The following is a 24454-nucleotide window of genomic DNA, read 5'->3' on the forward strand; positions in this document are numbered from 1 at the left end:
GGCGGCAAAGGAAAGTCAAAACACCTATGGCTCAGGTTCCGGTCGGGAGGAAGTGCTGTCGGCCGCAGCCTAACATGGCATTGAAGAATTCAGGCCGGGAAACGACCCATGACCGCAGAGCGGGTCACGCTCAAAACGATGACAGCCGAGCATCTGAGCGATGCTGTCGAATTGTCCCGTCATGTTGGATGGCCGCACAGTCGTGAAGACTGGGAACTGATGCAATCGCTCAGCCAAGGCGTCGTTGTCCAGGAGGAAGGACGCGTGGTGGGGACGATCTTGATGACGCCCTATGGCGACAATGCCGCTACCGTCAACATGGTCATCGTCGATGCTGCACTGCGCGGTCGCGGGCTCGGCCGCAGGCTGATGGAGGAGGCGCTTGCCAAGGCAGGCGGGCGCGCCTGCTATTTGGTGGCGACGCAGGAAGGGCTCCCGCTATACGAGAAGCTGGGATTTATCGCGACCGGCAAGATCGTGCAGCACCAGGGCCTGGCGCCGTCTGTCGACGCGCCGGCACATGTGTCATGGGGCGAGCCCGGCGACCACGCGCGCCTTGTTGCTCTGGATCGCACGGCGTTTGGTCATGACAGGTCGGCACTCATGAGTTCATTGCGTGAGCGCGCGAAGTTCGCCGTCGTTCGCGATCAAGGCGATGTTCAGGCGTTTGCGGCAATTCGTCGGTTTGGCCGAGGGCTGGTCATTGGGCCGGTGGTGGCGAGGAAGCTTCACGAAGCGAGATGCCTTATCGACTTCCTGCTGGCCAACAGTGCGGGCGAGTTTGTCCGCATCGACACTGATGAAACCACAGATCTCGGCGAGTGGCTCACCCGTCGCGGATTGGCCCATGTCGGCGGTGGCATAACGATGCGACGAACCGCAGGCGAGCCGAAGGACGAAACCAAACCACACCGAACTTATGCGCTCGTCAGTCAGGCGCTACGCTGAAATCGGAGGAAGAAATGCTTGCAAACTCCCTGATCGAACTCGATCGCGCACATCTGGTTCACCCGTTTTCATGCTACCGGAGCCACGAAGAGACTGGCGTGCGCATACTCAAGTCCGCCAAGGGTGCGACAGTGACCGAGGCAAGCGGGAAAACCTTGCTGGACGGATTCGCGGGTCTATGGTGCGTCAACATAGGATACGGGCAGGAAAGCGTCGTCGAGGCGGCGGCCAAGCAGCTACGAGAGCTTCCTTATGCGACGGGATATTTCGGGCTTGGGTCTGAGCCGGCCATTCGTCTTGCCGCCCGGCTTGCCGAACTGGCGCCTGGCGATCTGAACCATGTCTATTTCACGCTGGGCGGTTCCGACGCGATAGACAGCACGATCCGTTTCGTTCGCTATTATTACCACGCCAAGGGCACGCCGCGAAAAGACCAGTTTATCTCAGTCGAGCATGGCTACCATGGATCCTCGACGGTAGGGGCAGGTCTGACCGCGCTGCCGGCTTTCCATGCTGGCTTCGGCGTGCCTTACGACTGGCAGCACAAGATCCCCTCGCACTACGCCTATCGCAATCCTGTCGGCTCCAACCCGCAGGCGATCATCGATGCATCGGTCGCTGCGCTGCGGGCCAAGATCGCTGAACTGGGCGCCGATCGCGTCGCGGCCTTCTACGCTGAACCCATCCAGGGTTCGGGTGGTGTCCTGGTTCCGCCAGCAGGCTGGCTAAAGGCCCTGCACGCCGTGTGCAAGGAACACGACATTCTGTTCGTCGCCGACGAGGTCATCACCGCGTTTGGCCGCACCGGTCCCCTTTTCGCTTGTGAGGAGGACGAGGTCGTGCCGGATCTGATGACCACGGCGAAAGGACTGACGTCGGGCTATGTGCCGATGGGCGCCGTCTTCATGACCGACCATGTCTACAATACGATAGCGGACAGAGCCGGCAAAGCGGCTGTCGGCCACGGCTATACCTACTCAGCCCATCCGGTGAGCGCGGCAGTCGGGCTCGAATGCCTGCGTCTCTATGAAGATGGCTTGCTCGAGAACGGGCGCAAGGTCGGGAAGCGCCTGATGGAGGGCCTCCGCTCGCTCGCCGATCACCCGCTGGTTGGCGATATTCGCGGTCGCGGCATGTTGGCTGCGATCGAGCTGGTCACGGACAAGGAGCGCAAGACGCCGCTGCCGGCGGCGGCCGACCCGGGGCGCCGCATCTTCGACCGCGCCTGGGAGAACGGCCTTGTCATTCGCGCGTTCAACAGCGGCATCCTCGGCTTTGCGCCGCCGCTCTGCTGCACGGACGACGATATCGATGGTATCCTCGAACGCACTCGGATGACGCTCGACCAAACACTCGAAGACAAGGATGTGCGGGAAGCGATGCAGGGGTGATCGTCGTCACGGGTGAAGCCACACGGTCCGCGGCAGACATCGAGCGGGGCCCGAAGCAAACCCTCAGGTGTTGCCGCATTCCGTCAAGTGCCAAGCAAGTTGCAGTTAGGTGGATTTCCGCCGTGGCACACGCGCAGCGAAAGAGAACGCTGGCGCGCTCGCTCCAGGCTCAGACCGCGGAGCGGCTTTTCATCTGTCGAAAATGATGTCGAGAGGCAAATGGGATTTTACGATCGGTGACTTCAGCACGACGAAGCTGAAATACTTGTCGATCCCGATATCCAATTCGAGCAGGCGCTCCATGATCGTCTGATACTCGCTGATGCCCGCTGTGACGAACTTCACAAGGTAATCGTACCCGCCCGAAATCAGATGGCATTCGATGACGGAATCGACTTTCTGAATGGCGGTGAGAAATCTCGCGAAGTCGTTTTGTTGATGGTGCTTGAGCGTAACCTCGGTGAAGATCGTTAGAGTCTGTCCGAGTTTGGACACATCGATCTGGGCGGAATAGCCGGTAATGAAGCCTTCCGCCTGAAGCTTTTTCACCCGCATCAGGCAAGGGCTCGGCGAAAGGCTGACCAGGTCGGCAAGCTCGACGTTGGTGACCCGCCCATTCTTTTGCAGTTGGGATAAGATCTTGATGTCGATCTTGTCGAGCTTCATCGTAAACCTGTCACACGTTCGAACCGCGGATCGTCCGGCAGACGGCGTCCGTCACGTCCTGCGTGGTCGCTGTGCCACCAACGTCCGGCGTCAGCACGCCTTCACTCGTCACCGTTTCTACAGCGCTCATCAACCGGACGGCGGCTGCGCTTTCGCCAAGATGTTCGAGCATCTGGGCAGCGGTCCAGAAGGTGGCGACGGGGTTGGCGATACCCTTGCCGGCGATGTCGAAGGCCGATCCGTGAATTGGCTCGAACATCGAGGGATAGCGCCGCTCGGGATCAATGTTGGCGGTCGGTGCAACACCGAGACTGCCCGCCAGCGCGCCTGCAAGGTCCGACAAAATATCGGCATGAAGATTGGTGGCGACGATCGTATCGAGGCTGCGAGGTTTGAGTGTCATGCGCACCGTCATTGCATCAACCAGCATCTTGTCCCACGCGACGTCAGGGAACTCTAGCGCCACTTCGGCTGCGATTTCGTCCCACATTACCATGCCGTGACGCTGCGCGTTGGATTTCGTAACAACAGTCAGGAGCTTTCGCGGCCGTGACCGCGCCAGCCGGAATGCATAGCGCATGATGCGGGTGACGCCGACGCGCGTGAAGATCGCTACCTCGGTTCCAACCTCCTCGGGCAGGCCGCGATGGGCGCGCCCGCCATGACCGGAATACTCACCCTCCGAATTCTCCCTCACGATCACCCAATCCAGATCGCCAGGGCCAACGCCCGCCAGCGGCGAAACGATGCCGGACAATATCCTGGTCGGCCGCACGTTCGCGTATTGATCAAAGCCTTGGCAGATCGGCAGCCGGAGACCCCAAAGCGTGATGTCGTCAGGCACATCGGGAGCGCCGACCGCACCAAAGAAGATGGCATCGAAGCGCTTCAGTTGCGCCACTCCATCTTCGGGCATCATCCGGCCATTGGCTTTGTAGTAGTCTGAGCCCCAGTCGAAGTGCTGGACGCGCAGCTTGAAGTCCCCGCAGCGCTGCTGCAGCGCCTCAAGCGCCTGGAGACCGGCGGCGATCACCTCTGGGCCGATCCCGTCGGCAGGAATGGCGGCAATCTCGTATTCGCGCATCGTCACTTCCTGTTTTCAGCGCTGGCTGCTCGCAGCCTTACACTCGTGTGCGACCGATTGTTACCTTCGCAAATTGATCTTCTCAGAATTCAGCGACCTTGCCCCACGCAGCCGTCTTCAGGCGCTCGGGCCTATAAGGATGCGGATCGACGATAGGCTCGCTGCCTGTAATGATATCGGCGATCATATGCCCCGCGCCGGGGCCAATCCCGAAGCCGTGACCACTGAATCCCGCCGCCAGGATGAAGCCCGGAATCCCCTCCACTTCGCCAATCGCGGGAATGCCGTCGGGTGTACTGTCGATATAACCCGCCCAGACATCGGAGATCGCCACGCGTTGGAGTTCGGGGATCAACTCGCAGGCTCTTCGATATGTTAGCCGAATCTGCCCCATGTCGGGCTTCGGGTCGAGAATCCGGTTCCGTTCCATTGGCGTAATGTCGTCAAGGCCCCATTTGCGCAGGCTTTCATGGCCTTGACGCCAGCCCTCGAAGGCGCCTGGGGCGAGATTGCGCCAGCGGCGGGCGAACATCGGTATAAACTCGCGGCTGAACCTGAACTGCTGTGGCGTCGGGTCGATCCGAGCCCGCCCGCTGATCGCCAGCGTGTATCCACCGTCACTGCGCCGCGTCAGCGAGACGCTCGCGGTATGCAGGGCATCGGGCAGGCCGCTTGCGCCTGGGGCCACGGCTAGAATGGATTGGCGCACGGCAGCTTGCGGAAAGCGCATACCAAGCTGGTTGCAGAAGGAGGAAGCCCACGCGCCTCCGGCCATGACCACGGTCTTCGTACGGATGGTTCCAGCTTCCGTCACGACGCCGCTGACCCTGCCTGCGCTCAACTCCAGTCCACGCGCCGCGCAATGCTGATACACGGTACCGCCCGCCGCCATGATGCCGCGCGCGGCAACCGGCACTGCCTTGGAGGGATCCGCCGTGCCGTCAGTCGGTGAGAAAACGCCGCCCTTCCATTTGCGCCCGGTCGCCTTGCCCTTCTCGGTGGCTTCCTCTGCGCTCAGAACATGCGTCGTAACGCCCACCGTCCTGGCGAAGTCACGCCATTTCGCCCAGCCCGCCAGCTCATTTTCGTCCTGTGAGAGATAGAGGAGCCCGCAACGGCGAAATCCAGTATCCTCGCCAGTCTCCTGTGCCACCTTCTCCCAGAGATCGAGGCCCTTGGTTGCCATAGGCAACTCGCGCGCATCGCGGTTCTGCTGGCGGCACCAGCCCCAGTTTCGACTGGACTGCTCGGCGGCCACGCGCCCTTTCTCGACCAGGGCGACGCTGACGCCGCGGCGGGCGAGATAATACGCCGTGAACACGCCCACGACGCCGCCGCCGATGACGACGACCTCTGCCTCGCCGGGCAGGCAAGGGCTGCACTCGATGTGCATGAGCGGCGCGGGCATCTGCGGAACTCCGGCAATTTTGAAGCATTCTAACTGCGCCGAGAATAGACAGGCTGCGGAGTTGTGCGCCTGGACGGAATATCCTGCGGTTAGCGGCCCTTGGGAAATGCAATTGTTGCGTGAAAAGCTCGGGCCTCCCACCTTGCGGAGGGAGGTAGGCTGAAGCCTCAAAGCCATCTCATGTGAAGGTCGTTGCGTGTGAGGCCTAAAACTCAGCGACCTTGCCCCATGCCGAGTTGCTAAAGCGTTCCGGTCAATACGGACCGGGGTCGACGATAGGTTCGGCTCCGGTGGCAAGATCCGCGATCGGGTGGCCGACGCAGGGGTCAATCCGAAGCCGTGCCCGGAAAAGCCTGCGGCCAGGATGAAGCTGAGGTTGCACATGGTGCGCCGTCGGGGCGATGCTGCACTATAGCCACGGTCACGATTGCTCCTGCGCGTTGCGCCATGATTTCACTGAAACCCAGTCGGTACCGTCGTGCTAAGCAGTCAAGTGGGATCGCTCAGAGCGAGCGAGATCAGTTCCCGCGGGTGGGTAGCAGGGTAGAGCGGGTGTAGTTGTCAGCAACACTTCACATCCCTCTTCGCCCAAAGCCACCGCACAGTGCTCAACGCCATACGGGACGACGATGAACTCTCCGGGTTCGATGATCTCTTCACGGTCACGAAATTTCATCAGAAGGCGTCCCCCGTGAACAAAAAACAGTTGATCGTCGTTCTGTCGAAATGACCAGCTAGAGGCTCCCCTAATCATGACGACCTTGATTTGCATGTTGTTGAGATGCACCTCGACTTTAGGGTCCCAAGGCGCACGCAGCCCGGCAAACTCAATTGACAAATTCTTCTTGTGAATTGGCGAAAGGTGCTTGTTCAGGGCAGCGACGTCGCGAATGATTGCGTTGAGTTGGCTTGGTAGGTCATTGCCATTGGCCGGGTATTTACCATCCAAAGCCGCAGTCCCAATCGTAAAACCAGCTGCGCCGACGCTTTGCACGACTGCAATTCGTTCAGGGGTATCGATCGACCCTGCAATGTAGACAGGCTTGGCGACTGCAGCGCAGACAGCCTTCATCAACTCGGGCACGTTCTCCGCCGAACGGTATGCCAGCAGGTCCAGGCCATGCACTCCATCGTGCCCTGCAATCGTCTTGGCACTTTCGACGATTTCGTCGATGGCGCCTTCAAGCACGCTCGGATGACCGGCGATCCGGCCCGGAAACGGGAAGTACCGGATGCCCGTGCCCTTGATGATCGGCAGCACATCGTCGACCCGCGTGCCACCAAGAAGAACGTCAACGCCGATTTCGGCAGCTGCCCTTGCCGAAGCAATTTCGCTTTCGCGGTCCAGGGACACGACTTCCAGATAGGAAGTTGCACCGCCCGTCCTGATCGCTGCATTGAGGCCTTTCAGCTGCTCGAGCGGCAAGCCGATATCCTTGAACCCGATGTGCCGCACGCCGAGGCTGAGCGCGGTTTTTAGTTGCTGCGAGGCGTCCGGAACCGTTCGGTCGTTGCGCGTAAGCATGAAGATGAAGCGTAACCCCATTGGTGTGGTTCCTTTCGTATCTAGTTCGTCTTGGTTTGCGCCAACACGAGGCGCTTGGCGTAGGCAAGTGCTGTTTCCAAGCTGGCCTGGTCTGCAATCCCCCGGCCAGCGATGTCGAACGCCGTGCCGTGATCTGGGCTGGTACGGACGAACGGCAGGCCAAGCGTGATGTTCACGCCTTTTTCCAGCCCGAGATACTTCACCGGGATCAGCCCTTGATCGTGGTATTGAGCTACCACAATATCGAATCGGCCTTGACGTGCTTGCATGAAGACGGTGTCGCCGGGATATGGGCCAGTCGCATCGATCCCCTCGGCACGGCATGCTTCGATTGCAGGTCGTATGATCCGGATCTCCTCGTCGCCGAAGAGGCCACCTTCACCTGCATGCGGGTTGAGACCCGCTACGGCGATACGCGGGGTCGCGAAGCCGAGAGCTTTTCCACCCTCATGGGCAAGCCGGATAGCGGATAGCTGAGCGTCGAAATCGCCTTGTTCGATCGCCTTGCTCAGCGACGTGTGAATGGTGACGAGCACCGTGCGGATGTCATCGTTCGCAAGCATCATCGCCACGCGCTTGGCGCTGCCGTAGTCGGCCAGAATTTCGGTATGGCCGGGGTAGCAGATTCCCGCGCTGGCCATCGCCTCTTTATTGATCGGGGCCGTGACGATGCCGCTCACTTCTCCGGACTTCGCGGCTGCGATCGCTGCAACGATGGCGTCGAAGGCCGCCTGCCCGGAGATCGCGCTGATACGCCCGATTGGAGGAGGCTCAGTAATCCGGGTGGTGTCGATGACTTCAATTGCCTTCGGCTGGAACTGAGCTGCATCGGCCGCATTGATGCGCCGCACTTCGACGTTCAACCCGAGCCGCCGCACGATGTCCTGCATGACAACATAGCTGCCGAACACGACGACGCGTTCGCCGCCCTTCGCAAGCACCTTCGCCACGATCTCCGGCCCAATGCCGGAGGCGTCGCCCATCGTGAGAGCAAGCGGGGGAATGTTCTTCATTCAGTTGCTCCACGTATCCGCGCGACGGCGCGCTCCAGAGCGTCGTCACTGCCAAAGCCACCCGCCTTCATACCGAGCAAGAGCGAGCGCCCATCGCCAAGCCTGGCGAGACCAAGCGGGAATCCGGGATCGAGTTCTTGCAGGATCTCGAACTCACGGACGTTGAGAAGGTCCAGGATCGCTTCCATCGTGTCGCCGCCGGTGGCGATCAACGCGCCGAAGCGTGGGCTTTGAAGCTCGCGCGCTGCGTCTTGTGCCAGACGGCGCAGCACCGCTGCCGAGTCCCCCTCGCGCGCCCTTGGTCCGCGCAGCAGCATCACGCCGCTGAACTCCTGGAGTTGATCTGCCTGCTGATGACTGCGCAAATTTGCGCTCCCAATGACCACCAAGACATCGCTACTGATGCCATCGAGCAATGGCGGTAGGGTCTTCGCCGGCACAAAACGCCGCGATAGCGCTGCAGCCATTCCAGGAGAGCCAACCCAAAGGATCGACGCTGGATCCTCGACGGCAGCAATCTGCGAGTCGAGTTCTTCTTGTGTTACTGCATCAAGCAACGTGACATTCTTGATGCAGCTCGGGACCAAGTCGACTAGTGCGGAATGCCGCACGGGATGCACGGGGTCATGGCCATACGAACTTTCCGAGACCGGAATGCCGTCAACAAGCTGAATGCCCCTCACTGTCGTACGACCGGCCTGGGGGAACGCCGGTGCAAACAGCAGTGCTTTGCGGCCGCTCGCCGCAAAACATGCTTCAAGCTCCTCCGTTATGTGGCCGCGTAGCGTGGAGTCCACTGTTTTGTAGAGCACGGCACGGCCGGCAAGTCGGGCGGTCAATCGATCAACCGCCTCGAACGCTTGCGATGGAGTAGCAGACCGCGAACCGCTATCGACTGCAATTACCGCTGCCGCTTCCGCTTGGCGCGGAAGCTGGCCTCTGCCGATCGACGCGGTCAACCCGCGGGCGACGAAAGGTGCTGCACCATCTGCCGCGCTGGTGAGGTCATCGGCGAGGACCGCTATACTGGGTTGATGATTGGTGCGCATGCATCAATTAACAAAGCCTCACAAAGGATGAATAGCGATAGTTTCTGACGAAATCGGTGATAGATTGTCACGGATGGATCGCTCAGACATACCTTCACTGGACGACCTGCGAGCGTTCGAAGCAACAGCGAGACTGGGCTCGGTCCGGCTTGCAGCAGACTCGCTTGCGCTCACGCACGGCGCCGTCAGTCGCCGTATTACCAAACTCGCCAATGACATCGGGGTCAGGTTGTTTGAAAAGAATGGGCGAGGCCTGCGGCTCACCCCGGCCGGCGAGACGCTCAACCTCACCCTCAGCAGGTTTTTCGGCGAGTTGGCCGCTACATTACAAAGCCTGCGTGCTGCCAATGCCGGGAAGAGTGCCCTGGTGCTCTCCTGCGAGCCTTCAGTTGCCATGCGTTGGCTCATTCCGCGGCTGGGGGCGCTTCAAGTGGCGCATCCGAACATGGCCCTCCACCTCTCCGCAGGTGGAGGGCTTGTCGACTTTCGTAAGAAACAGGTCGATCTCGCTATTCGACGGCTAGACTTCACTGTGCCTGAGACATGGAACGTCCGGCCCCTTTTTGCCGAAAAGGTTGGGCCTGTTATGAGGCCGGAACTCTTGCCAGAGTTCGAACATGGCGACTATCTCGCTCTCGGGTCGAAGACCCGACCTGACGCATGGGCGCAATGGCTGAAGACCCATCCGTCTGCGCGTCGACCCACAGAAATCCGGTACTTCGACAATCACGCCCTGATTGTCGAAGCTGCATCCGCAGGCCTGGGTGTGGCCCTCAGTCCGCTCGTACTCGCGATTGACGATGTGGAACGAGGAAGCCTGGCGGCGCCTGCTGGCTTTGACCCTGACGGTAGTCAATATGGGTTGATATGGTTGGGGTCGAGTGAGCTACAAGGTGTGGAGTTTGAACTTGCAGAGTGGCTCCAAGCGCAGTTCAGCCGCCTGGGCCCAGATCACCTTTGAAAGAGCGCCCTGCGAGCTTTGCACAGCTGAACGTGGCCGACCCGGCGTCGAAAAGCAGCAGCCGAGCATTGATGGGCAGGGTAGAGTTCCTCGATAAGTGGCACAGTTTGCCGTGCTTGGTTCCGCACTACCTTCTATATGCATCCAGATGACGCATCGCATGGGCGCATCGCGGGATTCGTGCACCTGACGCCGGTTGTTACCTGCCTTCAACGACTGGATGGGCGCCAGTCTATTTCAAATGCGGAAAATTCCGGCGCGGCGGATCCTTCAAATTTCCTGGGGCAAGGAATGCCGTGCCCGCCTTGGACAGGTCGGCACGGGCCGCTGGCGTGATTGCTCATTCATTTTCGGGCAATCACTCTCAGACTCTCACCTATGCCAGCTACCATCCTCAGGCCAAACAGAGTGAAATGCCAATTCGGACGTTCTTTTCAGAAGTTCGTGCCGCCCGATGGCCAAGTTTCGAAGACTCTGCGGAAACAGAACGGTCAAACTGGCTGGAAGAACGGGGCACCCTTCCTTACGGCAGGCAAGCTCCAGAGGACCTCCGATAGGCAGAGCTTGCCTGTTTGGAGAGTTCTCCAAGAAAAGGGAACAGTGTCCGGTAGGGGCCGGGCTTCATAAGGGAGCCGCCAGGATGAGTAGAATCCGTCTCTCGCAGCCTCAGGGCGCGAAGCGCCGAGATGGCCAGGCTACGGAAGCTACGGTCACGCGTTGCTGCTCAAGGGGCGATGATGCGGTCCGCAACAGGGTGGATCCGCTTCGGTTGAATGGGAGGTGATCCAGATGGTCGCAAGCATCCAGGCTGTAGCTCATCACGATGTGGCGCTTTCGGTGCGCGACCTCACGGTGAATTTGCCGAAAGGCATGGAACGAACCTATGCGGTCGAGAACATTTCCTTTGATCTGAAACGCGGCCAGATCCTGTGCATCATAGGCGAGTCCGGATCGGGTAAGTCGGTGACGGCAAACGCGATCATGGGCCTTCTGCCAAAGGTGATCCGCGTCTCCTCGGGTGTGATCCAGCTGGAGGGAATGAACATCGTCGGCATGTCGCCCGACAAGCTGCGCAACCTGCGTGGTCGGGTCGTGTCGATGATCTTTCAGGACCCACTCTCGGCGCTCAACCCCCTGATGACGGTGGGCGCGCAGATCGACGAGGTCATGGCCGCGCATGGCTTCGGCACGTCACAAGCCTGTCGAAACCGCGCCATCGAGTTGCTCACCGAAGTGGGGTTGCCAGATCCCGAACTCATGTATCACCAATATCCTTTCCGGCTTTCGGGCGGGCAGCGGCAGCGCGTAATGATCGCCATGGCCTTGGCGCTTGAGCCGACGGTGCTGATCGCCGATGAGCCGACCACTGCGCTCGACGTGACCACCCAGGCACAGATTCTGGAGCTGATCCGCGACATTCAGCGCCGCAAGGGCATGAGCGTGATGTTCATCACCCACGATTTCGGCGTGGTGGCCGAGATCGCCGACAGTGTCGTGGTCATGGAAAAGGGTTACATCGTCGAGCAGGGCAACGCCGAGCAGATCTTGAAGGCGCCCAAGCATCCTTACACCCAGCGCCTGATCGCGGCCGTACCACATCTGATCGGCGAGGATCGCCCTCGTGCGGAGCCTGCCAGCAAGGAGCCAATCCTGAAGGTCGAGGGTCTAGTGAAGACCTATCGTGGCGGCGGCGCGCTGTTCGGCGCGAAGCGAATTGTGAAAGCTGTGAACGAGGTTTCGTTCGAACTGGCGCCTGGCCGAACGCTGGGGGTCGTAGGCGAGAGCGGTTCGGGAAAATCCTCGCTGGGCCGGCTTCTGATCAAATTGCTGGACAGCGACGGCGGCGAGATTTTGTTCGAGGGATCTGACATCGCCAAGCTTTCCGAAGCGAAGTTCCGCCCGCTAAGACCACGGATCCAGATGATCTTCCAGGATCCCTTCGCGTCCCTGAACCCACGCTCAACGGTCGGCCACATCATCACGGTAGGCCCGGTGGCACACGGGATGCCTTATGCCCAGGCGCGCGAAGAAGCGCGGACGCTTCTGGCCCGTGTCGGTCTCGATGCCGGCGCCTTCGACCGCTATCCGCACGAGTTTTCCGGTGGGCAACGCCAGCGAATCGGTATCGCGCGGGCTTTGATGTTCAAGCCGAAGCTTTTGATTGCCGACGAGGCGGTCTCCGCGCTCGACGTGTCGATCCAGGCGCAGATCCTGCAGCTCCTGGATCAGATCCAGCGAGAGACCGGCGTGTCGATGGTCTTCATCACGCACGATTTGCGTGTCGCCAGCCAGATCTGCGACGAAATCGCTGTGATGCAGAAAGGCCGGATCGTCGAGCGCGGACCGCCCTCGCAGATATTCCTGAACCCGCAAGCGGCCTACACGCGCCAACTCGTGGCGGCAATTCCAGGAGAGAGGTCGGGCAATGCCCGTCCAATTGCAGCAAACGCATGAAAAATAACAAGAGAGGAACTACCATGACCAAAGATTCAACGACTACATCCAACTACTCGAGACGCCAGGCGCTGCGGCTGATGGCGCTCGGTGGAGCTGCAGGCCTGATCGCGCCCAATCTGCTGGGCAAACGCGCTTTTGCCAAGACCCCTGCCGGAGGTCCGGCCGGTCGCGTCGTCGTCGGTCTTTCACAAGAGCCGACCGTGTTCAATCCGTTGATGGCGCACATCGAAGTCGATGACGCGGTCCATTTCTCGGTTTTCGATGCGCTGGTCCGGATGGACGCCAAGGGAGTCTTTCAGCCGAATCTAGCGGCCGAGGTGCCAAGCCAGAAGAACGGCGGCATTTCGCCGGACGGTCTCAACTGGCGCATCCGGTTGCGTGACGATGTACGCTGGCACGACGGCGAGCCCTTCACGGCCGAGGACGTGAAGTACACCCTGGAACTCATCACGAACCCGAAGTTTCGCGCCTGGCGTACGAGCGGTCACACGCTCGTCCAGGACATCACAGTGGTTTCACCCACCGAGATCACATGGCGGATGAAGGAGGCTTTTGCGCCCTATCTGTCGTTCCTGGCCGAGACCTTCATGGTGCCCAAGCACATTCTGGGGAAAGAGGCCGATCCGAATGCAGCCGGATTCAACCAGGCGCCGGTCGGCACCGGCGCATTCAAATGGAGCCAGCGCGTCGCGGGAGATCATATCGAACTCGTCGCCAATCCTGAGTATGCCGGCGAAGGTCCGTATATCGAACAGCTCATCTTCAAATACATTCCTGATATGACGGTGCTCTACACTCAGTTCAAGAGCGGCGACGTTGACCTGGTCGATCAGTCGTACATCACTCCCGACCACTACACTGAAGCCCACGAACTGCCCGACCGTTTGGTGACACTCGAGACCGGGTCGTCCCTGGAGTCGTTCTTCCTGAATTTGGGCCGCCCGCAGTTCAAGGACGTGGCCGTGCGCCAGGCGCTCTACGCGGCCCTGGACAGGAAAGCGATTGTCGACACGATCTACTACGGCGTGGGCACTCTCACCGAGAGTTTCATGCCGAAGGAGTCCTTCTACTACGACCCGAACCTGCCGGCTCAGGAGTTCAATCTGGACCGGGCGCGCCAAATCCTTGATGAGGCCGGCTGGGCACCAGGGCCGGATGGGATTCGCGCCAAGGACGGAGTTCGGCTATCCTTCTCCAACTCAACAACCTCTGGCAACAACCTGCGCGAGCAGACGCAGCAGTTCTTGCAGCAGACGTTTGCCGAGATCGGCGTCGAGATGACGATCTCGAACTTGCCAGCTGCCGTCATGTGGGGAGATTTCTGGCTGAAGTCGCAATTCGACACCGCCATGTCGGGCGTCACCTATCTGATTGCCGCGGACCCCGACGCCACAAACCGGCTGCATACGAAGGCAATCGCTGCTCAAGGCGGACACGGTTCGAACACCGCGCAATATTCCAATCCCGAGGTCGATGCCCTGCTCGACAAGGGTGCTCGCAGCTTCGATCCGGAAGAGCGGCGTGGGATCTACAATCGCGTGCAGGAGATGGTGCGCCATGATCTGCCCTTCCTGCCGCTGTTCGCCTACACAAACGTCCTCGGGCGCAAGAAGGGGCTGGACGGCTTCGAGCCCAATCCCAACACGCGCACCGCGTCGTGGCATGCCGCAGTCTGGCAGTGGAAGGCCTAAATCCAAGCCGTTGCCGCCGCCCGGTTTCACCCTGGCGGCGGCAATGGACCGTATCGTCAACCCACCATGGAGGACTCGAATGCGCGGCTTCCTGCTCAATCGCCTCTCGCAGAGCCTGGTACTGCTTGTGATCGTTTCGATCATCGGCTTCGGCATTCTGAACCTTCTTCCCGGCGGCCCGATGGCGCAATTCGGGCTCGATCCCGGAATGACCCAGCAGGATATCGAGCGTCTCAAGGGGCTGCTGGGCCTTGATCGCCCCATATGGATCCAATATCTGGACTGGGCTTGGCGGCTGCTGCAGGGCGACTGGGGTCACTCCTTCCGCGACGGAGCGCCGGTATTGCAGATCATTGGCAGCCATCTCTTTGCCACCCTGCTGCTGATGGGATCCTCAACCGCGATTGCGATCTCCCTTGGCGCCTGGATCGGAATCCGCGGCGCCACACGCCGCTACTCGCTGTTCGACTATCTCGCCACTGTGGGCGCCATGGTTGCATTGTCGGTCCCTACGTTCTGGTTCGGCCTCGTCGGCATCTACATCTTTACCTTGAAGCTAGGCTGGCTGCCCGCGGGCAATATGTCCGAGATCGGCGATAGCTCGATTTTGGGCTACCTTCACCATCTGATCCTGCCTAGTGTCGTGCTGTCGCTGGTCCATGTCGCGATCTGGAGCCGCTACATGCGGACGGCGACCCTCGATGCCATCAGCCAGGACTTCGTCAAGACGGCTCGGGCCAAGGGGTTGAGTGAACGCCGGATTTTGATGAAGCACGTCGTCGGCAACGCGCTTTTGCCGATGATTACGTTGGCCGGGATGCAGCTTCCCAGCGTCCTGACCGGCGCGCTGGTGACCGAAACTGTCTTTACCTGGCCAGGAATGGGACGTTTGTTCCTCGATAGCCTTGGTTACAGCGACTATCCGGTTGTGATGGGGCTGCTGATGTTCTCCGCTATCCTCGTTCTGCTTGGAAACCTGATCGCCGACATTGTCGTCGCTATCGTCGATCCGCGCATTCGACTGGCTTGAGCGCGCAACTTCCCCGACAGGAGACAGCCGATATGACCGCTCTCACCGCAAATGCAGCTCCAAGCCGATGGACAAACAACCGCGCGGCCCTTCGTTTCATGCGGCATCGCCTGGCGCTGCTCGGCTTGGCGATGATCATCCTTCTCAGCCTCGCTTGCGTCGTCGGCCCGCATCTCCTGCCTTATGACTCACTGTATATTGATCTGCGGGCCCGCTTTGCTCCGCCGCTTACGGGCCACCACTTTCTGGGCACTGATCCGCTCGGCCGCGACCTGGCGGCAAGGCTCTTGATGGCGGGACGAATCTCGTTGCTGGTAGGCTTCTTCGCAATGGTGTTGTCGACGCTGATCGGCACGCTCGTCGGGGTAATTGCTGGATACCGCGGCGGCTGGATAGGAGCGTCGCTGATGCGCATGGTAGACGGCTTTCTGGCCTTCCCGTCCATCTTCCTTGTGCTGGCCCTTGCCGCGGCCCTGAAACCCAGCCCGATAATGATTACCGTCGTCATCGCAGCGACCAGCTGGATGGAAGTAGCCCGAATTGTGGAGGCCGAGGTCCGCTCGCTCCGCGAGCGCGAATTCGTGCAGGCCGGGCGAATGCTGGGGCTGAGCGGCACGCATATCATGTTTCGGGAGATCCTTCCCAACGCCATCGGCCCAATTATCGTTGCTTCGACCTTGACCGTCGCGCGCGCCATTCTCATGGAAGCCTACATCAGCTTCCTCGGCTACGGCATCCAGCCGCCACTGCCAAGCTGGGGCAACATGCTCAATGGCGCCCAGCAATATCTAGGCAGCGCACCCTGGCTGGCGATCATCCCCGGAGCGGCAATCACCATCGCGGTGACCAGTTTCAATTTCATTGGTGACGGACTGCGTGACGCGCTGGACGTGCGAGATGATCATATTTGAATGCCGCGACCGGTAACGTTCCTAAACCCTGAAAACACCAAGAGAAGTCAGTCACGTGCAAGAGCCCGAAGTCGCCGAAAAGAACACGCCCTACTGGTGGGAAGCGGCACCGGTCATGCCGCTGCCGCGGCAGCCGCTGGCAAAAAAGCTCGACGTGGTGATTGTCGGCGCCGGCTATGCCGGGCTTTCGGCCGGGCTTGTGCTGGCGCGCGAGGGGCGCTCGGTTGCAGCATTTGATGCGATGCATCCGGGCGAGGGGGCTTCCACGCGCAACGGCGGGATTACCAGCGGGAGCATCCGCCCGGATTCTGCCACGATCACCAGGCGCTTCGGTGAAGAGAAGGCCATGGCGATCGAGGCCGAGGGCAAGATCGCGCGCGAATTCCTGTACGACTTCATCAAGACCGAAGAGCTAGACTGCGACCTCCGCCTGGTCGGCCAGTTCAAAGGCGCTTTCGGATATGAACAGTATGAGAAGATGGCGCGCGGCGCCGAGAGGCTGGCGAAGAAACTGGGGATCGAGTCCTATGCGGTTCCGCATGCCGAACAGCGAAACTATATCGGCACCGATTTCTACCGCGGCGGAAACGTTCGGATGGATATTGGCGGGCTGCACCCGGCAAAATTCCATGCTGAACTCCTGCGGGTGGCGCTCGCATCCGGATTGACGGTCCATTCGCATACACGGGTCAAATCGATCGAGAGGAATGGTTCGGGATTCCGCGTGGTGACTTCGGCAGGGACGGTGGATGCACGGCAAGTTCTGGTCTGTACAAATGGATATACCGACGGCGCCGCTCCCTTCCTGCGCCGGCGCCTGGTTCCGGTCCGCAGCCGGATCATCGTGACCGAGGAACTTGCGCCCGACGTCATGGCCCAACTGATGCCGAAGCTGATGACGATCACCGAGAACCGGCAACTCGGTTTCTATTATCGTCCCTCGCCCGACGGAAAGCGCATTCTGCTGGGAGGCCGTGACAGTTCTCGCGTCGGGGATCCGGTGGCCCCGAAACTTCTCCTGCGCAAGGGTCTGGTGAACCTTTTCCCGGAGTTGGAGAACGTGCGTCTTTCGCACTGCTGGTTCGGCAACGTGGCGATGAACCGCGACATGCTGCCCCGCATCTTCGAGAAGGACGGTGTGGTCTACGCCACCGGCTTCTGCGGTTCGGGCGTGGTCTGGGCACCGTGGGTCGGTATGCGTGCGGCCCACAAGCTGATGGGGCATGGCGAGCAGTCGCGCACGGCCTTTGACTTTCGGCCTCCCGCCTCCATCCCGCTATATCGGGGCAATCCGTGGTTCATGCCGGCGATTATCCGGGGCTATCGGTTGCAGGACCGTATCGCCTTCTGGCGCGCCAGCCGCTGACAGCCGAAGGGTGACGGCCTTTTTGACCATTCGTCAATGCGGCCCGGCTGGAGGCACCGCGGAGCTTGACGGCGCTGGCGATGCGCTATGGAATCAACCAGAAGACCGTCGCGAAGTTGCAGAGTAGGATCTGTGTCCTCGATATACCGAGTGGCCGACGGAGGTCCGGTCGACCGTGCTCACGGTCGAGGACGAGGCCGTCATCGCCGTTTTTCGACGCTATACGCTGCTGCCCGCTGGATGCCTCTATGCGTTGCAGCCGACGATCCAGCATCTGAGACCCTCGTCATTGCACCGCTGCCTGCAGCGTCACTGCGTCAGCCGCTTGCACAATGTCGAAGGCGACCGGCCGGCGAGAAGAAGTTAAAGAGCTATCCGATCGGCTACTTTCCATACCCCGCTCTGCGCCGAACTCGGACTCGGTCGGGCTTGCGCAGTTCGTATCGATCAAGGGATCAAAAACCCGCACATCTGGCGAAGTCCTAGATGATTTCGGCACATTCTTTCGAGCGCACGATGCGATGAAGGGCTGATCGGAACTTTGCTTCCGCATTCTTGGCAACCGAGGTTGGTTGGAACATGTCGCCCCGAGTCGAACGCATTCACAGCGATGAGCGTCTCCCGGCCGAAGTCGACGCCGTCATCGTCGGCGGCGGCATCCTTGGCTCTACCGCTGCCTATTTCCTGGCGAAGCGTGGCCTCTCTGTGGCTCTGCTCGAGAAGGGCCACGTCGCCTGTGAACAATCGAGCCGAAACTGGGGTTGGTGCCGCCAGCAGAACCGCGATCGGCGCGAACTGCCGCTCTCGGTGATCTCCATGCGACTGTGGAACGAGCTGACGCGCGATATCAATCGGGACCTTGGATTTCGACGCTGTGGTCTCGTCTCTGCGACTCACGACGAGGCTGTGCTCGCCGGCTGGGAAAGGTGGCGCGAGGTCGCCAGGGAGTACGAGGTCGACACCCGCATGCTGAGCCGGGCGGAGGTGGCCGAGCGCGTCCCCGAAGCGCGCGACAAATGGGTCGGCGGGACCTATTCGGAACGGGATGGTAAGGCCGAACCTGCGCTCGCCGCGCCGGCTATCGCCGAAGGGGCCAGAGCTCTGGGCGCCACCATCCACCAGGAATGCGCCGCGCGGGCGCTCGACTTAGCCAATGGCAAGATTGCGGGCGTGCACACGGAGAAAGGCTACATCAGAACCAGCGCGGTGCTGTGCGCCGCTGGCGCCTGGTCCTCGCGCTTCCTTAGGCCGCTCGGGATCAGCTTCCCCCAAGCGAGCATCCGGCAGACCGCGCTGCGTTCCACCCCGACAATCAACATAGGCGAGGCAATCTCCACACCCTACTGCACGATCACGCGCCGACTGGACGGCAGCTATACGCTTGCGATCAGCGGCAAGGCGAACCTCGAAATCACGCCCCAGGCTATCCGGTATAGCCGGGAATTCATGCCGCAATTCTTGCGTCGCCTAAAGAACGTCAGGCTCGGCATCGGCCAATCGTTCCTTTCGGGGCCGGATTCAATGCCGGCGCTGCTGACCAGCGACGATCGGATCTTCGAACAGAATCGCGTGCTAGATCCTCCACCCTTGAAATGGCTGGTAAGCCAAGTGGTGGAGAGTGTCCGGAAGACCTTCCCCCAACTCGGCGATATAGAGATCGATAGTGCCTGGGGCGGCTTCGTGGATTGCACGCCGGACGCAGTGCCTGTGGTGTCGCAGGTGGACGGGGTAAAGGGCCTCGTCCTCGCGGCGGGCTGCTCGGGCCACGGCTTCGGTTTAGGCCCGGGGCTTGGTTATCTGGCCGCAGAGCTTGTCGTAAACGACACGCCTTGCGTCGATCCTACACCGTTCCGCCTGTCGCGTCTGGTCGACGGCTCGAAGCTGGACATCGCCGCTATCTGAAGATCAGCCGGAAGTCAGGCCTGACGAGCACCAACAATCGCCGCTATGGCCTGCAGGACAAGATCGCCTTCTGGCGGGCCCGACGCTGACGGCTGAGGGTAGCGGCGCATGACCATGCGGCGCTGCGGCCCCGGCTGAACGATCGCACCTACAAGGAGGAGCATCTCATGCACTACATCTCGACGCGCGGGCACCCCGAACGCAGGAAGTTCTGCGAGATCCTGCTTGAAGGTCTGGCGCCGGATGGCGGGCTCTATGTGCCCGAGACGTACCCGCTCGTGGATGACGCAATGCTGGACCGGTGGCGGAGGCTGTCCTATCCGGACCTCGCCTTCGAGATCCTGTCGCTCTACATGGACGATATTCCGCCCGCCGATCTGAAGGCCATCTGCGCGAAGACCTACACGCCCGAGGTTTTCGGGAGCGCCAGGATCGCGCCGGTGCGCGCGCTTGAGACGTGTCTCCACGTGGCGGAACTGTCGAACGGCCCCACGCTGGCGTTCAAGGACATGGCGATGCAGTTGCTTGGCAATCTGCTCGAGTATGAACTGGCGCGGCGGGGTGAGGAACTGAACATCCTCGGGGCGACCAGCGGCGACACGGGCAGCGCGGCGGAATATGCCATGCGCGGCAAGAAGGGGGTGCGGGTCTTCATGATGTCGCCGCACGGACGCATGAGCACCTTTCAGCAAGCCCAGATGTTCAGTCTGCAGGACGAAAATATCCATAACATCGCCATCGAAGGGGTCTTTGACGATTGCCAGGACATCGTGAAAGCCGTGTCCGGCGATGGTGACTTCAAGAGGCGCCACCGGATAGGCGCCGTCAATTCGATCAACTGGGCCCGGCTGGTGCCTCAGGTCGTCTACTACTTCTGCGCCTACTTCCAGGTCACCGCGGGGAACACATCAGAGGTCGACTTCACCGTTCCTTCGGGGAACTTCGGAAACATCTGTGCTGGTCACGTTGCGCGCATGATGGGACTTCCCGTATCCCGTCTCGTCATTGCAACCAACGAGAACGACGTGCTCGATGAGTTTTTCCGCACCGGCGTGTACCGCGTGCGGGGCCGAGCGGACACGTATGAAACATCAAGCCCATCGATGGACATTTCCAAGGCCTCCAATCTCGAGCGTTTCGTCTTCGACCTGCTCGGTCGCGATGCGAGCCGGACGAAATCAATGTTCGACAACCAGCTCAGGGGAAGAGGATCGTTCGATCTCAGTGGTGATCCCGCCTTCGCGCAGGTTGCGGTTCGTTTTGGTTTCTGCAGCGGCAAGAGCACGCACGCCGACCGGTTGGAGACGATCCGTGACACGTGGCGCCGCTTCAACGCGTTGATCGACCCACACACTGCTGACGGCATCACGGTCGCACGCAGGCACTCCGTTCCGGAGATGCCGATGATAGCGCTCGAGACGGCCCTGCCGGTCAAATTTGCGGAGACCATCAGGGAGGCTTTAGGCCGCGAACCAGAGCGTCCAGAACGGTTCGATGGAATAGAAGATTTGCCGAGACGATTTAAGGTCCTTCCCGCCGATGCGCAGACCGTAAAAACCTACATCGCCGAAATCGTGCAGGGCGCGGCCTGCTGAAGAGCTGCTCGAGCAATCGGAGACCGTTATTTTCGCCATGGCTGTATATACGGAGCTATCAGTCGACGAAGTCGCAGCGTTCTTTGGAGCCCTGGGTCTGGGCAGGCCGCGCTCTGTTCGCGGCATCACGACCGGGATTGAGAACACGAACTACTTCGTCGATACCGAAACCGGAGAATATGTGCTCACGTTGTTTGAGCGCCTCACATTCGAACAATTGCCTTTCTACCTCCATTTCATAAAGCACCTCGCGGCGCGGCGAATGCCGGTCCCGAATCCGGTTGCCAACGTCAAAGGCGAAATCCTTCATTCGCTGAAAGATCGACCTGCGGTCGTCGTCAACAGGCTCCCGGGCGAGAGCGTGACAGCGCCTTCTGCGGAGCACTGTCGCGCCGTTGGAGCGATTTTGGCCCGATTGCACCTGGCCGGAAGCGATTACCCACGGCGACAAGCCAATCCGCGGGGGCTCCAATGGTGGAACGAGGTGGTGCCGGTGCTCGCCCGATACGTGTTCGATGGACAACGGTCGCTGCTCACCAACGAGTTGACCTTTCAGAACCAGATCGCTGTGTCTGCCACCTACGACCAACTCCCCAGGGGGCCGGTGCACGCCGATCTCTTTCGTGACAATGTGTTGTTTGCCGGCAGTCATCTGACCGGCGTCTTTGATTTCTACTTCGCCGGATGCGACACATTTCTGTTCGACATAGCCGTGTGCCTCAATGACTGGTGCGTCGATGACTGCACCGCCCGCCAAGACAGTAAGCGAGCCGCCGCTTTCTTAGACGCCTATGAGTCGGTTCGAGCGCTTACTCCAGCCGAACGCATATCGCTTCCCGCGATGCAACGCGCTGGAGCATTTCGCTTTTGGCTATCGCGTCTCTGTGATCTGTACCAGCCCCGGGAAGCTGCAATCCTCAAACCACACGATCCAAGCCACTTCGAGCGCATGTTACGCGTGCACAGGGGAGAAATCGCATGAGCAAGACCGCGAAGAAAACCAGTGGAAGCGAAAGCAGGGTGGCATCGACTTTCAACAACCGCGTTCGCGAGTTGCTTTCGCAGATCGAGCTGGAGGGCCTGTACAAGCGCGAGCGCGTCATCACCTCGCCCCAGTCGTCCGAGATCGAGGTTGGCGGCCGCAAGCTGCTCAATTTCTGTGCCAACAACTATCTCGGCCTCGGCGACAGCGAAGAGCTGCGCGAGGCGGCGAAGGCCGCGCTCGACCGATACGGCTACGGCATGGCATCAGTGCGCTTTATCTGCGGCACGCAGGAAGAGCACAAGCAGCTCGAATCCACGATTTCCTCTTTCCTCGGCATGGAAGACACCATCCTCTACGGCTCCTGCTTCGATGCCAATGGCGGCCTGTTCGAAACGCTGCTGGGCGAGGAAGACGCCATTATCTCGGATGCCTTGAATCATGCCTCGATCATCGATGGCGTGCGGCTGTCGAAGGCCAAACGTTTCCGCTACGCCAACAATGACATGGGGAGCCTTGAGGAAGAACTGAAAAAGGCTGAAGGCAGCCGCTTCAAGCTCATCGCCACCGACGGCGTCTTCTCGATGGACGGCATCATCGCGAATGTGGCGGGCGTCTGCGACCTCGCGGAAAAATATGATGCAATGGTGATGGTGGACGACAGCCACGCTGTCGGCTTCGTCGGTGAGCATGGCCGTGGCACGCCGGAATATTGCGGCGTCGAGGGCAGGGTGGACATCATCACCGGTACGCTAGGCAAGGCGCTGGGGGGTGCCTCGGGTGGCTATACGGCGGCGAGCAGGCCGGTGGTTGACTGGCTGCGCCAGCGCTCGCGGCCCTATCTCTTCTCCAACACGCTGATGCCGGCGATCGCCGGCGCTTCGATCAAGGTGTTCAAACTGATCAAGGACGGCGATGGGTTGCGCAGCAAACTCTACGACAATGCGGCGCGCTTTCGGTCGCAGATGGGCAAACTCGGCTTCACGCTGGCCGGAGCCGATCATCCGATCATCCCGGTGATGCTGGGCGATGCCAGCCTGGCGCAGGAGATGGCGGCACGCATGCTGAAACGCGGCATCTATGTCATCGGCTTCTCCTTCCCGGTGGTGCCGAAGGGCCAGGCGCGTATCCGCACGCAGATGTCGGCTGCGCATTCCAGCGCCGACATCGACCGCGCGGTGGAAGCGTTTGCCGCCGTCGGGCGCGAACTCGGGGTCATTTCCTGAAAGGCCGGAATCGAAAAGCGATTCCGGATCAAGAGATTCAAGGGACAAAAGCATGTCGAACATGATGAAGGCGCTGGTGAAGGCCAAGGCCGAATCGGGCATCTGGATGGAAGAGGTGCCCGTGCCGGAAATCGGCCCTAACGACGTGCTGATCAAGATCAAGAAGACGGCGATCTGCGGCACCGACGTGCATATCTACAATTGGGACCAGTGGGCGCAAAAGACGGTGCCGGTGCCGATGGTCACCGGCCATGAATTTGTCGGCACGGTCGCCGATTTCGGCGCCGCGGTGACGGAATACAAGGTCGGCCAGCGCGTGTCGGGCGAGGGCCACATCGTCTGCGGTCATTGCCGCAACTGTCGCGCCGGGCGAGGGCATCTGTGCCGCAACACGCTCGGCGTCGGCGTCAACCGTCCCGGCGCTTTCGGCGAATATCTGGCGATCCCGCAACACAATGTCGTGTCGATCCCCGATGACGTGCCGGACGAGATCGCCGCGATCTTCGATCCCCTCGGTAATGCCGTGCACACGGCACTCTCCTTTGATCTGGTCGGCGAAGATGTGCTGGTCACCGGCGCCGGGCCGATCGGCATCATGGGCGCGCTCGTCGCGCAATGCGTCGGCGCGCGAAAGGTGGTCATCACCGACATCAACCCGGTGCGGCTGGCGCTGGCGAAAAAGCTCGGCGTCCAGCATGTCGTCGACGCCTCGAAGGAAAAGCTGCGCGACGTCATGCCGGTGCTCGGCATGACCGAGGGTTTCGATGTCGGGCTCGAAATGTCGGGCGCGGCCCCCGCCTTCCGCGACATGATCGACACGATGAACAATGGCGGCAAGATCGCCATTCTGGGCATCGCGCCGACCGGCTTCGAGATCGACTGGAACAAGGTCATCTTCAAGATGCTGCATCTCAAAGGCATCTATGGCCGCGAGATGTTCGAAACCTGGTACAAGATGATCGCGCTTGTGCAAGGCTCGCTTGATGTCTCTGGCCTGATCACGCACCGCATCGGCATCGACGACTTCCAGGCCGGCTTCGATGCAATGCGCAGCGGCAGTTCCGGCAAGGTGGTGATGGATTGGTAGGCGGCGGTCGGGACTAGCCTCGAGAGGGGCGATCTACGGCATGAACTTCCGGGGCAACGCGTTTTCCGATTCCTGAGGTCTTCTCACTCAGGGCTGCCGTGTGTGGTTGGCGGTAGGCTGGCGGACATGCACTCGTACGGG

The 24454-nt window shown here is 60.7% G+C and carries 19 protein-coding genes and 1 pseudogene; 14 read left to right on the top strand and 6 right to left on the bottom strand.

Translation table 11 applies throughout. The annotated features are described in order from the left end of the window. The first annotated feature begins 108 nt into the window (after positions 1–108). Both LB569_RS03530 and LB569_RS03535 read left to right on the top strand, forming a co-directional pair. Entirely contained in the window at positions 109–948 is an 840-nt protein-coding gene (locus tag LB569_RS03530; protein WP_224691079.1) for a GNAT family N-acetyltransferase, read from the top strand. A gap of 14 nt (positions 949–962) precedes the next feature. Next, on the top strand, positions 963–2339 hold the full coding sequence (locus LB569_RS03535; protein ID WP_224691080.1) for an aspartate aminotransferase family protein: 1377 nt from the start codon (positions 963–965) through the stop codon (positions 2337–2339). Between the two features lie 189 nt (positions 2340–2528). On the opposite strand, the gene LB569_RS03540 is transcribed toward LB569_RS03535, so the two are convergent. From LB569_RS03540 to LB569_RS03570, 6 genes are all read right to left on the bottom strand, one after another. Next, positions 2529–3005 carry an Lrp/AsnC family transcriptional regulator gene (locus tag LB569_RS03540; RefSeq protein WP_224691081.1) on the bottom strand — a complete coding sequence of 159 codons (477 nt, stop codon included), beginning with the start codon at positions 3003–3005 and terminating at the stop codon, positions 2529–2531. Positions 3006–3015: 10 nt separating this feature from the next. Continuing rightward, on the bottom strand, positions 3016–4089 hold the full coding sequence (locus LB569_RS03545; protein WP_224691082.1) for a tartrate dehydrogenase: 1074 nt from the start codon (positions 4087–4089) through the stop codon (positions 3016–3018). Between the two features lie 82 nt (positions 4090–4171). Further along, positions 4172–5497: an NAD(P)/FAD-dependent oxidoreductase gene (locus LB569_RS03550; protein WP_224691083.1), complete on the bottom strand. Its 1326-nt coding sequence runs from the start codon at positions 5495–5497 to the stop codon at positions 4172–4174. Between the two features lie 481 nt (positions 5498–5978). Beyond that, positions 5979–7043 carry a cupin domain-containing protein gene (locus LB569_RS31910; protein ID WP_318013095.1) on the bottom strand — a complete coding sequence of 355 codons (1065 nt, stop codon included), beginning with the start codon at positions 7041–7043 and terminating at the stop codon, positions 5979–5981. A gap of 20 nt (positions 7044–7063) precedes the next feature. Further along, positions 7064–8056 carry a 4-hydroxythreonine-4-phosphate dehydrogenase PdxA gene (pdxA, locus tag LB569_RS03565; protein ID WP_224691084.1) on the bottom strand — a complete coding sequence of 331 codons (993 nt, stop codon included), beginning with the start codon at positions 8054–8056 and terminating at the stop codon, positions 7064–7066. After that, positions 8053–9105, bottom strand: coding sequence for a four-carbon acid sugar kinase family protein (locus LB569_RS03570; RefSeq protein ID WP_224691085.1), 1053 nt, complete (start codon positions 9103–9105; stop codon positions 8053–8055). The genes pdxA and LB569_RS03570 overlap by 4 nt, the downstream gene beginning before the upstream one ends. 73 nt (positions 9106–9178) lie before the next feature. Here LB569_RS03570 and LB569_RS03575 point away from each other — a divergent pair, with 73 nt between their 5' ends. The 12 genes and pseudogenes from LB569_RS03575 to tdh all read left to right on the top strand — a co-directional run bounded on the left by LB569_RS03575 (position 9179) and on the right by tdh (position 24313). Continuing rightward, complete coding sequence (locus LB569_RS03575) at positions 9179–10066, top strand: LysR family transcriptional regulator (protein WP_224691086.1); 888 nt, start codon at positions 9179–9181, stop codon at positions 10064–10066. A gap of 789 nt (positions 10067–10855) precedes the next feature. Next, complete coding sequence (locus LB569_RS03580) at positions 10856–12520, top strand: ABC transporter ATP-binding protein (RefSeq protein WP_224691087.1); 1665 nt, start codon at positions 10856–10858, stop codon at positions 12518–12520. A 23-nt stretch (positions 12521–12543) separates the two neighbouring features. Continuing rightward, positions 12544–14214 (top strand): peptide ABC transporter substrate-binding protein, encoded by a 1671-nt coding sequence (locus LB569_RS03585; protein WP_224691088.1) that lies wholly within the window; start codon positions 12544–12546, stop codon positions 14212–14214. Between the two features lie 79 nt (positions 14215–14293). Further along, the gene (locus tag LB569_RS03590; RefSeq protein WP_224691089.1) at positions 14294–15244 is read left to right on the top strand and encodes an ABC transporter permease; all 951 of its coding nucleotides are present in this window, start codon (positions 14294–14296) and stop codon (positions 15242–15244) included. Between the two features lie 32 nt (positions 15245–15276). Next, the gene (locus LB569_RS03595; RefSeq protein WP_224691090.1) at positions 15277–16155 is read left to right on the top strand and encodes an ABC transporter permease; all 879 of its coding nucleotides are present in this window, start codon (positions 15277–15279) and stop codon (positions 16153–16155) included. A 115-nt stretch (positions 16156–16270) separates the two neighbouring features. Next, positions 16271–17521, top strand: a complete 1251-nt coding sequence (locus LB569_RS03600; RefSeq protein ID WP_263494212.1) for an NAD(P)/FAD-dependent oxidoreductase — start codon at positions 16271–16273, stop codon at positions 17519–17521. A 62-nt stretch (positions 17522–17583) separates the two neighbouring features. Continuing rightward, positions 17584–17911 (top strand): annotated as a pseudogene (locus tag LB569_RS03605) (IS481 family transposase); the annotation flags it as partial. Positions 17912–18100: 189 nt separating this feature from the next. Further along, a complete protein-coding gene (locus LB569_RS03610) occupies positions 18101–19423 on the top strand; it encodes an NAD(P)/FAD-dependent oxidoreductase (RefSeq protein WP_224691092.1) in 1323 nt (440 codons plus the stop codon). 167 nt (positions 19424–19590) lie between these two features. Beyond that, the gene (gene thrC / locus LB569_RS03615; protein WP_224691093.1) at positions 19591–21018 is read left to right on the top strand and encodes a threonine synthase; all 1428 of its coding nucleotides are present in this window, start codon (positions 19591–19593) and stop codon (positions 21016–21018) included. Positions 21019–21055: 37 nt separating this feature from the next. Continuing rightward, positions 21056–22000, top strand: a complete 945-nt coding sequence (locus LB569_RS03620; protein ID WP_224691094.1) for a homoserine kinase — start codon at positions 21056–21058, stop codon at positions 21998–22000. Next, entirely contained in the window at positions 21997–23226 is a 1230-nt protein-coding gene (locus LB569_RS03625; RefSeq protein ID WP_263494121.1) for a glycine C-acetyltransferase, read from the top strand. Before LB569_RS03620 ends, LB569_RS03625 begins: the two co-directional genes overlap by 4 nt. Before the next feature lie 52 nt (positions 23227–23278). Next, entirely contained in the window at positions 23279–24313 is a 1035-nt protein-coding gene (gene tdh / locus LB569_RS03630; protein ID WP_224691095.1) for an L-threonine 3-dehydrogenase, read from the top strand. The last annotated feature ends 141 nt before the right edge of the window (positions 24314–24454 follow it).

Source organism: Mesorhizobium sp. BH1-1-4 (genome assembly GCF_020165665.1).
GTDB lineage: Bacteria > Pseudomonadota > Alphaproteobacteria > Rhizobiales > Rhizobiaceae > Mesorhizobium.

Excerpts from the sequence above, each read along its gene's own strand:
- LB569_RS03610 (WP_224691092.1), top strand. The coding sequence starts at position 18,101 with ATGTCGCCCCGAGTCGAACGCATTCACAGCGATGAGCGTCTCCCGGCC.
- LB569_RS03530 (WP_224691079.1), top strand. The coding sequence starts at position 109 with ATGACCGCAGAGCGGGTCACGCTCAAAACGATGACAGCCGAGCATCTG.
- tdh (WP_224691095.1), top strand. The coding sequence starts at position 23,279 with ATGTCGAACATGATGAAGGCGCTGGTGAAGGCCAAGGCCGAATCGGGC.
- LB569_RS03585 (WP_224691088.1), top strand. The coding sequence starts at position 12,544 with ATGACCAAAGATTCAACGACTACATCCAACTACTCGAGACGCCAGGCG.
- pdxA (WP_224691084.1), bottom strand. The coding sequence starts at position 8,056 with ATGAAGAACATTCCCCCGCTTGCTCTCACGATGGGCGACGCCTCCGGC.
- LB569_RS03595 (WP_224691090.1), top strand. The coding sequence starts at position 15,277 with ATGACCGCTCTCACCGCAAATGCAGCTCCAAGCCGATGGACAAACAAC.
- LB569_RS31910 (WP_318013095.1), bottom strand. The coding sequence starts at position 7,043 with ATGGGGTTACGCTTCATCTTCATGCTTACGCGCAACGACCGAACGGTT.
- LB569_RS03625 (WP_263494121.1), top strand. The coding sequence starts at position 21,997 with ATGAGCAAGACCGCGAAGAAAACCAGTGGAAGCGAAAGCAGGGTGGCA.
- LB569_RS03570 (WP_224691085.1), bottom strand. The coding sequence starts at position 9,105 with ATGCGCACCAATCATCAACCCAGTATAGCGGTCCTCGCCGATGACCTC.
- LB569_RS03575 (WP_224691086.1), top strand. The coding sequence starts at position 9,179 with ATGGATCGCTCAGACATACCTTCACTGGACGACCTGCGAGCGTTCGAA.
- LB569_RS03535 (WP_224691080.1), top strand. The coding sequence starts at position 963 with ATGCTTGCAAACTCCCTGATCGAACTCGATCGCGCACATCTGGTTCAC.
- LB569_RS03590 (WP_224691089.1), top strand. The coding sequence starts at position 14,294 with ATGCGCGGCTTCCTGCTCAATCGCCTCTCGCAGAGCCTGGTACTGCTT.
- LB569_RS03545 (WP_224691082.1), bottom strand. The coding sequence starts at position 4,089 with ATGCGCGAATACGAGATTGCCGCCATTCCTGCCGACGGGATCGGCCCA.
- LB569_RS03620 (WP_224691094.1), top strand. The coding sequence starts at position 21,056 with ATGGCTGTATATACGGAGCTATCAGTCGACGAAGTCGCAGCGTTCTTT.
- LB569_RS03600 (WP_263494212.1), top strand. The coding sequence starts at position 16,271 with ATGCCGCTGCCGCGGCAGCCGCTGGCAAAAAAGCTCGACGTGGTGATT.
- LB569_RS03550 (WP_224691083.1), bottom strand. The coding sequence starts at position 5,497 with ATGCCCGCGCCGCTCATGCACATCGAGTGCAGCCCTTGCCTGCCCGGC.
- thrC (WP_224691093.1), top strand. The coding sequence starts at position 19,591 with ATGCACTACATCTCGACGCGCGGGCACCCCGAACGCAGGAAGTTCTGC.
- LB569_RS03540 (WP_224691081.1), bottom strand. The coding sequence starts at position 3,005 with ATGAAGCTCGACAAGATCGACATCAAGATCTTATCCCAACTGCAAAAG.
- LB569_RS03580 (WP_224691087.1), top strand. The coding sequence starts at position 10,856 with ATGGTCGCAAGCATCCAGGCTGTAGCTCATCACGATGTGGCGCTTTCG.